Origin of the sequence: Intestinibacter sp., from assembly GCF_051866655.1 — a bacterium.
GTDB lineage: Bacteria > Bacillota > Clostridia > Peptostreptococcales > Peptostreptococcaceae > Intestinibacter.
Genome location: NZ_JBJDXL010000364.1, coordinates 1 through 3,272 on the forward strand (window position 1 = coordinate 1; position 3,272 = coordinate 3,272).

The following is a 3,272-nucleotide window of genomic DNA, read 5'->3' on the forward strand; positions in this document are numbered from 1 at the left end:
AATTTGATGTAGACGTCGTTTTTACGAGTTATAAAAATAGATAATTTAATAGAGATTGAAAGGAAAATAATTATGGATAATATAGTCGTAGTTCGTGGAGCGGGAGATTTGGCAACAGGAGTTATTCATAAATTAAATAGATGTAATATAAAGGTAATAGCGCTTGAAACAAGCCACCCCACTGCTATAAGAAGAACTGTATCGTTTTGCAACGCAGTATTTGAAGATGAGATGGAAGTAGAGGGTGTAAAGTGCAAATTGACAGATAATATAGAGGATATGTATTCTCTTTTAGAAGATGGATATGTTCCGCTTTTTATCGATGAAAGCTGTGAAATTTTAAAACAAATAAAGCCAGTAGCTTTGATAGATGCTATAATAGCCAAAAAAAATATCGGCACTAAAATAGATATGGCGCCGATTACAATAGCCTTAGGACCTGGATTTGAGGCAGGAAAAGATATAGATGCTGTAATAGAGACAAAGAGAGGACATGATTTAGGAAGGATTATATACGAGGGATTTGCAGAGAAGGATACTGGTATCCCTGGCAATATAAAAGGATATTCAAAGGAGAGGGTAATCCATTCTCCGGCAGAAGGAATTATAGATAATATAAGTGAAATTGGCGATTATGTTCAAAAAGATCAAATTATAGCCAAGGTAAACGGACAAAACGTATATGCAACGTTAGATGGAATTTTGAGGGGGATAATTTACGATAAGTCATATGTTAAAAAAGGCCTTAAAATCGCAGATATAGACCCTAGAAAAGAAGAGCTACAAAATTGCTATAAAATATCTGATAAAGCTAGATGTATAGCAGGAGGTGCTTTAGAAGCGCTTATAAGTATGTGCTGTAAAAAGGGCATAAGCTTATGGAAATAATAAATCTTGACTATTCCAATCAAAAATATAAAATTTATTGAAATTTAAGCTTCTGTCTAATATACTATTTATTATAGAGGGATTTAATTTGTCTAAAATCCTGACGAATTTAAAAATTTTAGTAAAGAAGGTGTTAAGATGAGCGCTGAAATATATAAAAAAGTATTAGAAGATTTGAATAAAGGCGAAGAAGTAGCTATTGTAACAAAATACAACTTAAAAAGTAAGAAAATTGAAAAAAATGCGTATAAGTTCGACGAATTAGAAGGAGAAGTTTTAGAATATGCAAATGAAGCTAAGAAAAAGAGTCTAATAAAAAATGTTCAAATCGATGAAGATCAAAATATGCTGATTGAAGTTTTTAAAAGAGAAAGTAGATTAATTGTACTAGGTGCAGGACACGTAGGGTATCATCTTTGTCAGTTTGCATCTAAAATCGGTTTTAACGTGACTGTTGCAGACGACAGACCTTATTTTGCTAATAAAGAAAGATTTGGCGAAAATATAAATGTAGTATGCGATACATTTGAAAATATATTCAAAATTTTAAATATAAACGAAGATGATTTTGTAGTAATAGTTACAAGAGGTCATAGATACGATAAATTCTGTCTACAACATATTTTACCACTAGACGAATTAAAATATCTAGGTATGATAGGCTCAAGAAGAAGAGTAAAAATGATGAAACAGGAATTGATAGAGGAAGGCTATTCAAAGCAAAAGCTAGCAAATATTTACACTCCAATAGGCTTAGAGATAGGAGCTGTAACTCCTGAAGAGATAGCGATTTCTATATTAGCTGAGCTCATAAAGGTAAAGAGACTTGGCGGCGTTAGAGATGAAAACAAATCATCAAAACCAAGTAATTCTTCAGAAATAAATAAAGAAGTCATAGAAGCTTTAGCTACAATCGAAAACCAAAAGATGACGCTTGTAACTGTAATATCTACAAAGGGATCTACTCCTAGAAAGGCTGGAAGCAAGATGATAGTATACGATAGTGGATATATAATCGGAACAATCGGTGGAGGATGCTCAGAGGCTAAAATAATAGTAGATGCAGCCAATATGGCAGGCAGCGATGATTTTAAAGTAGAGCTTATAGATATGAGAGGAGAAGCAGCTGAAGAAGAAGGTATGGTCTGTGGAGGAATAATGACTGTATTATTAGAAGGAATTTAATTCATTATCCATAGTAGTTTTAATAAATTCTACTATGGATTTTTTTAGTTAGATTTTGATTTAAAAATGGTCAAAAAAGAAAAAACATCAAAAAAAAATTAAAAAAATGTTACAAAAAAATTACAAAAATGAAAAAAGTTAGAACTATTGAAAATACTAATCTTAACCGATTTTTTGTGCAAATTAAAATTTACAAAAAAGTAACAACAATGTAACTTTTTTCAAAAAAGGGGTTTTAAAAGTTACTAAAATGTAATATTATATAAATATAATTAAAATTTAGGGGGAAAATTTATGATTAAAAAATTTGCGAAAACTACGGCTATGATAGGTGCACTTATAGTTATGTTAGGAGTAACAACTCCAATCGACGCTGCAAGTTGCGAAACAGGTACAGTTACAGCAAGTTCCTTAAATGTAAGAAGCGGTGCTTCTACAAGTTATAAAAAAATAGGCTCATTAAAAAAAGGAAATACAGTTAATATATACGATGCAAAAAATGGATGGTACAAAATAAAATATGATGGAGCCAATGGATGGGTAAGTCAAAAATACGTATCTAAGACTTCACAAGATTCATCTACTACAACTAAAAAAGGAACAGTTACAGCCAATTCACTAAATGTGAGAAGTGGAGCCTCTACAAGCTACAAAAAAATAGGCTCAATTAAAAAAGGAACACAAGTTACTATATATCAAACAAAAAACGGATGGTATAAAATAAAATACAATGGAAGCTACGGATGGGTAAGTAAAAAATACGTATCTACAGGAACAACATCTTCAAGTCAAGAAACTGTAAAAGGATATACAGTTCAAAAATCTCTTAAAGTAAGAGCCGTTGCTTATACAGGTGGTGGATATACAGCACTTGGAACAAAAGCTAGATATGGAGTTATAGCAGTAGATCCAAAGGTAATACCATACAGAACAAAAGTTTACATAAAAGAGCTTGACAAAGTCTTTGTAGCAGAAGATTGTGGTGGAGGAATAAAAGGAAATATAATAGATATTTACATGAATACTGAATCACAATGTAGAAGTTGGGGTTCTAGAAATATAACAATACAAATATTAAAATAGCCAAGTTAGGTGTGCTTTTAAAGCACACCTTTTTCGTTTTAAAATAAAAATTTTAATTTTAATGAAAAATTTATAAAATTAAAATAAAATTATGAAATTGTGATAAAATATATATA

The 3,272-nt window shown here is 30.8% G+C and carries 3 protein-coding genes; all 3 read left to right on the forward strand.

The annotated features are described in order from the left end of the window. Window positions 1-72 precede the first annotated feature (72 nt). The 3 genes from yqeB (at window position 73) to ACI3VO_RS10820 (ending at window position 3,156) form a co-directional block, all read left to right on the forward strand. Window positions 73-888, forward strand: coding sequence for a selenium-dependent molybdenum cofactor biosynthesis protein YqeB (gene yqeB, locus ACI3VO_RS10810; RefSeq protein WP_439757926.1), 816 nt, complete (start codon window positions 73-75; stop codon window positions 886-888). 138 nt (window positions 889-1,026) lie between these two features. Further along, a complete protein-coding gene (locus ACI3VO_RS10815; RefSeq protein WP_439757927.1) occupies window positions 1,027-2,073 on the forward strand; it encodes an XdhC family protein in 1,047 nt (348 codons plus the stop codon). A gap of 294 nt (window positions 2,074-2,367) precedes the next feature. Then, on the forward strand, window positions 2,368-3,156 hold the full coding sequence (locus ACI3VO_RS10820) for an SH3 domain-containing protein (protein ID WP_439757928.1): 789 nt from the start codon (window positions 2,368-2,370) through the stop codon (window positions 3,154-3,156). Window positions 3,157-3,272: the final 116 nt, after the last annotated feature.

Coding starts and splice junctions, on each gene's coding strand:
- ACI3VO_RS10815 (WP_439757927.1), top strand. CDS start 1,027: ATGAGCGCTGAAATATATAAAAAAGTATTAGAAGATTTGAATAAAGGC.
- yqeB (WP_439757926.1), top strand. CDS start 73: ATGGATAATATAGTCGTAGTTCGTGGAGCGGGAGATTTGGCAACAGGA.
- ACI3VO_RS10820 (WP_439757928.1), top strand. CDS start 2,368: ATGATTAAAAAATTTGCGAAAACTACGGCTATGATAGGTGCACTTATA.